Genomic DNA, 4,724 nt, shown 5'->3' on the forward strand with positions numbered 1-4,724 from the left:
GGATTCAGCTCGTCGATGGCGGCCATGGTGGGATTATAGTAGATGATGGTTCCGGTCCGGTCGACAATCAGCAATCCTTCGCTGAACCCGTCGAAAAAGGGCAAGAATTCTTCATAGCCGATATTGAGCGTCCGAGCGATAAAATGGCGTGGAGACGTTTTCATGGCCATGGCGGTAAAGGTTGCATCAAGGTTGGCGTATCGGTCAACAGGCTGCTGGAAAGCATGCCACATTTTTTAACATCAGGCAAACCGGTGAATTGCAGGGGCCGCCGGCAGTCTGAGGTCCGAGGTCTGAAAGTAGACAATCGATCGCGGCTGGAAGCCGCTCCTACGAGTCTCCGATTTCGCCTTCGGTCTTCGGCCTTATAGCTCCTATCTCCTATCTCCTGGCTCCTGGCTCCTATCCCCTATCCTCAGTCGTTGGCGTACATGTTGAACAGGATATCGTTTTCCAGATACATCTGCTCCAGCCGCTCCTGGTGCTCGTTAAGCTGCGGGTGCTGCCGATTGACCAGTTCCAGCACCAGGTAGTTGATGATACAGGAAATGGTCGTCGGGTACCCGATCAGGGGAATGGAGCGGGACGGCACAACCAGGGAGAGATGGGCAAAGGGGATCACCGGGCACAGCGTGTTGTCGGTGATCACCAGGAGGTTGTGCTGAAGCCGTCGGGCGACCTTGGCCAGCTTGATCAGTTCGTTGGGGTAGCGTGAGGTGGTGATGATGGTCACCAGGCTGTCGTCGGGCGCATTGGTCAACCAGTCGATGGCCGTGCTGTCACTGCCTTTCAGGATATGGACGCCCCGACGGACCTTGGTCAGCGACCAGCCCATGTAATAGGCAAAGGTATAGGAGACCCTCGAGCCGACCACATAAACCGCAGGGCTCTCTATAAGCTGCTCAACGATCCGGTCCAAGACCTTCATGTCGATGGTTTCGTAAAACTGCCGCAGGTTGTTCATCTCTTCGAAAACCACCCGGTGCAGCTGATCGGTGCCCGGCCCCTTCATTCCCGGCAGATCCGCCCGGTCCGGCAGGCTGAGCCCGGAATCCACGAAATCCCGCAGCGCCTGGAGGAATTCTCCATAACCGCCGTAGCCCAATTGCCCCACAAACCGAACCACCGTAGCCTCGCTGACCCTGCAGGCCTCGGACAACTCTTTCGTGGTCATGAAAACCGCTTTGCGGGGGTTCTGAATAATGTAGCTGCCCAGTATCTTTCCCTTGGGAGTAAGCGTATCCAGTTGATTGACAATGCCTTTGATCACCGGATGTGCCTGGGAATCGTTCATCATAAGCCCCTTGAATGAAATCGAAATGAAAATTTCATTTCATTTTTGCGAATGTGTTATAAACCATCTTTTTTACATACTTTTATTACTATTCAAAGTTATTGTCAAGGCTGTTTGCATATTTTTTATTCAATATCATATTTTGTTATTGACATGTTTCATTTCATTCGGATACCATCCGCGACAACTAGTCGTTTCACGCTTCATCTTCACCCATGCACGTTTTATCTTTTAACCATGTAGGGAGAGCGTATGTTCTGGAAATCCAAGCCCCTGTGGGGCAACAAAACCAGACTGAAGTCCAGCTACGATGCGGTGATCATCGGCGGCGGCCTTCACGGTCTGGCCACAGCCTACTACCTGGCCAAGGAGCACGGCATCACGGATGTGGCCATCATTGAAAAGCGCTTCATCGGATTCGGCGGTGCCGGCCGCAATACAGCCATCGTGCGGGCCAATCAGCGCACGCAGTACAATGTTCCGCTTTACAAGGAGGCGCTCGACCTGTGGCCGGTGCTCACCAAGGAGCTGGACTACAACCTGATGTTCAACAACTGCGGCAACCTCAACCTGATGCACAGCGAAGCCGCCATGAAGGCAGCCCGCATGACCATCGCCACCGCCCAGTTCCACGGCGTGGAGAGCCACCTCATCGACGCCAAGCAGGCTAAGGAACTGGTGCCGGCGTTGAACATCTCCGAAGACATCACCTTCCCCATCCACGGGGCCATGTTCCATCCCCCCGGGGGTATCGTACGACACGATGCCGTGGTCTGGGGACTGGCCAAAGGGGCCGCCAAACATGGTGTGCACATTCACCAGCACACCGAAGCCACCGCCATCCACACCGAAGGCGGCAAAATCAGCGGCGTAGAGACGTCCCGCGGCCGCATCCACACACCCCGGGTACTGATCAGCGCCGGTGGATACAGTGCGGGCCTGATCTACCACATGCTGGGCATCAAGCTGCCCATCGCCGTGCTCACCATTCAGGCCATGGTCACCCAGCCGCTCAAACCGCTGCTCGACCACGTGGTCTCGTCCGGTGCCTACCACTGCTATGCCAACCAGACCCTCAAGGGAGAGATCGCCACCGGCGCCCACATGGACCAGTGGCCCAACTATACGACCCAGAACACTGCCCACTACATTAAGCACCAGGCCGAGGCCCTGTCCGACTGGCTGCCTTGCCTGCGGGGCGTTAAATTCATGCGCATCTGGGGCGGGCTGGCCGACATGACCCCGGACATGGCGCCTATCATGGACGGCAACGACCAAATCGAAGGCTTCTACATGGACTGCGGCTGGGGTTACTTCGGCTTCAAATCATGCAGCGCCGTCGGCAAATACATGGCTCAGTTCATGGCCAGCGGCCACTGCCCGGACATGCTCAAGCCGTTCAATCTGCGTCGCTACGAAAACCACCAGTTGATGGGCGAAACCGCTGCCCTGGTCAGCTATACGCCGGACAATTAAGGAGGATATATATCATGGCCTTAACACTCACCTGCCCCGTCTGCGGCCAACGCAACGGATACGAGTTCCGTTATGGGGGAGAAGACAAGGGACCGCGCCCGGCCGAAGCGGGGCTGACCCCTGCCGCCTGGTGTGACTATGTCCACATGAACAAATGCATAGCCGGCGTCCAGAAAGAGTGGTGGTTTCACCGCGATGGCTGCGGGTCCTGGTTCACCACCTGGCGCGACACAACCAAAAACCTCGAAGTGGCTAAACCGGAGGCAAGCAAATGAACAGGCTTAACCAATTGCCCACGCTCCGCATCACCCCCTCGGAAAAACTCTCCTTGAATTACCGGGGAAAAACCGTACAGGGCGTGGCCGGAGATACGGTTGCGACGGCCCTTTTTGCCAATGGCGTCCGGGTCTTTGGACGCAGTTTGAAATACCACCGCCCCCGCGGGCTTTACAGTCTCGACGGCGAGTGCAGCAACACCTGCATGGACGTCAACGGCGTTCCCAACGTGCGCACCGAAAACACGCTGCTCAAGGACGGCATGGTCGTCAAGGAGCAGAATGTCAAAGGCTCTGCCGACCGCGACTGGCTGTCCTTCATCGACAAGCTGGACTGGATGATGCCAGCCGGCTTCTACTACAAAACCATGCACAAGCCCGCAGCCGTCTGGCCCGTGGCAATGAAGCAGATCCGCAAGACCGCCGGCATCGGCGTCATTTCCGCCGATTACCAGATGAAGGGCCAGTACGACGAGATGTTCGTCAAAGCCGAAGTCACCGTCATCGGCGGCGGCGCCGCCGGCATGACCGCCGCCCTGGCAGCCGCCGAATCCGGACAGCGGGTGGTCCTGCTCGAATCCCGTCCCCACCTGGGCGGATGTTTCGACTACCGGGTCAGCATCACCGCCGAAGGCACACCCCTTTACCAACGGGCACGCGAACTGGCCCGAAAAATGGAACAGACCGGCAACATCCGGACCTTCACGCACACCTCGATGGTCGGTGCCTACAACAACAACCTGATCACCGCCTTTCAGGTGGGCAGGCCCACGGACACCTTCACCGAACGCTACATCGAGATCCGCTCGGACAGCGTCGTGGTAGCCACCGGCTGCATCGAACGCCCCCTGATCTTCGACCACAACGAGCGCCCCGGTATCATGCAGGTGGGCTGTGCCCATCGCATGGCCCGCACTTACGGGCTGCTGCCGGGCAGTGAAGCGGTCTTTTCCGTGGGTCACGACCTGGGACTGGAAGCCGCCGTCGACCTCTTCGACCTGGGGCTGAAGATCAACTGCGTGGCCGACATCCGCGAGGACGGCCAGAACCCCGAGCTGATGCTGGCCCTGGCCGAACGCAAGATCCCGGTTCTCAAGGGCTGGGTGGCCGCCAAAGCCCACGGCGGAAAGAAGGTGGAAAAGGTGACCCTCTCCACCGTCGAAGGTACGGTCAAACGCCAGTTCCCCTGTGACCTGCTGGTCGCTTCCGCCGGCCTCACGCCCGTTAACGGTCCGTTGATCCTGGCCCAGGCCAAGATGGGCTACGACAGCCACACCGGTTACTTCCTGCCGACGACGCTGCCCGAGAAGATGTTTCCCGCCGGCCGACTGACCGGCGTCAACAACCCCGCCGCTATCGAAGCCTCCGGCCGCCTGGCCGGCCTCAAGGCCGCGGCTGCCGCAGGTACGGACATGGGCAACGCCGTCGCCGCCGCCGAAGCGTCCGCATCAAGCCTTCCCGGCCCGGAGCGTGGCTGCAAGCTGGTCACCGCACCGGTCAAGGGCCGCAAGAGCTTCATCTGCTTCGACGAAGACACCACCATTAAAAATATCAAACAGGCCATCGAGATGGGCTTCGATGTCCCCGAACTGATCAAACGCTTTACCTCGGCCGGTACTGGCCCTGGCCAGGGCGGCATCCCTGGGCACAACCTGCCCCTGTTCGTGGCCAAGTACACC

Annotated in this window: 5 protein-coding genes; 3 read left to right on the plus strand and 2 right to left on the minus strand. The window is 58.6% G+C overall.

What is annotated here, in order from left to right:
• A partial coding sequence (locus tag QNK41_RS15775) for a hypothetical protein (protein WP_319258602.1) occupies positions 1-233 on the minus strand: 233 nt, incomplete at its 3' end.
• A gap of 182 nt (positions 234-415) precedes the next feature.
• The gene (locus tag QNK41_RS15780; RefSeq protein ID WP_319258604.1) at positions 416-1,294 is read right to left on the minus strand and encodes a MurR/RpiR family transcriptional regulator; all 879 of its coding nucleotides are present in this window, start codon (positions 1,292-1,294) and stop codon (positions 416-418) included.
• Positions 1,295-1,546: 252 nt separating this feature from the next.
• Here QNK41_RS15780 and QNK41_RS15785 point away from each other — a divergent pair, with 252 nt between their 5' ends.
• From QNK41_RS15785 to QNK41_RS15795, 3 genes are all read left to right on the plus strand, one after another.
• On the plus strand, positions 1,547-2,770 hold the full coding sequence (locus QNK41_RS15785) for an FAD-dependent oxidoreductase (protein ID WP_319258606.1): 1,224 nt from the start codon (positions 1,547-1,549) through the stop codon (positions 2,768-2,770).
• Between the two features lie 14 nt (positions 2,771-2,784).
• A complete protein-coding gene (locus tag QNK41_RS15790) occupies positions 2,785-3,045 on the plus strand; it encodes a sarcosine oxidase subunit delta (protein WP_319258608.1) in 261 nt (86 codons plus the stop codon).
• Positions 3,042-4,724: 2Fe-2S iron-sulfur cluster-binding protein (locus QNK41_RS15795; RefSeq protein ID WP_319258611.1), on the plus strand; the 1,683-nt coding region annotated here is incomplete at its 3' end. The genes QNK41_RS15790 and QNK41_RS15795, both read left to right, overlap by 4 nt.

The sequence above is a fragment of the Desulfosarcina sp. genome (assembly GCF_033791525.1).
GTDB lineage: Bacteria > Desulfobacterota > Desulfobacteria > Desulfobacterales > Desulfosarcinaceae > Desulfosarcina.

Bases quoted from the DNA above. Each gene is read 5' to 3' on its own strand.
- QNK41_RS15780 (WP_319258604.1), bottom strand. From the start codon at position 1,294: ATGAACGATTCCCAGGCACATCCGGTGATCAAAGGCATTGTCAATCAA.
- QNK41_RS15790 (WP_319258608.1), top strand. From the start codon at position 2,785: ATGGCCTTAACACTCACCTGCCCCGTCTGCGGCCAACGCAACGGATAC.
- QNK41_RS15785 (WP_319258606.1), top strand. From the start codon at position 1,547: ATGTTCTGGAAATCCAAGCCCCTGTGGGGCAACAAAACCAGACTGAAG.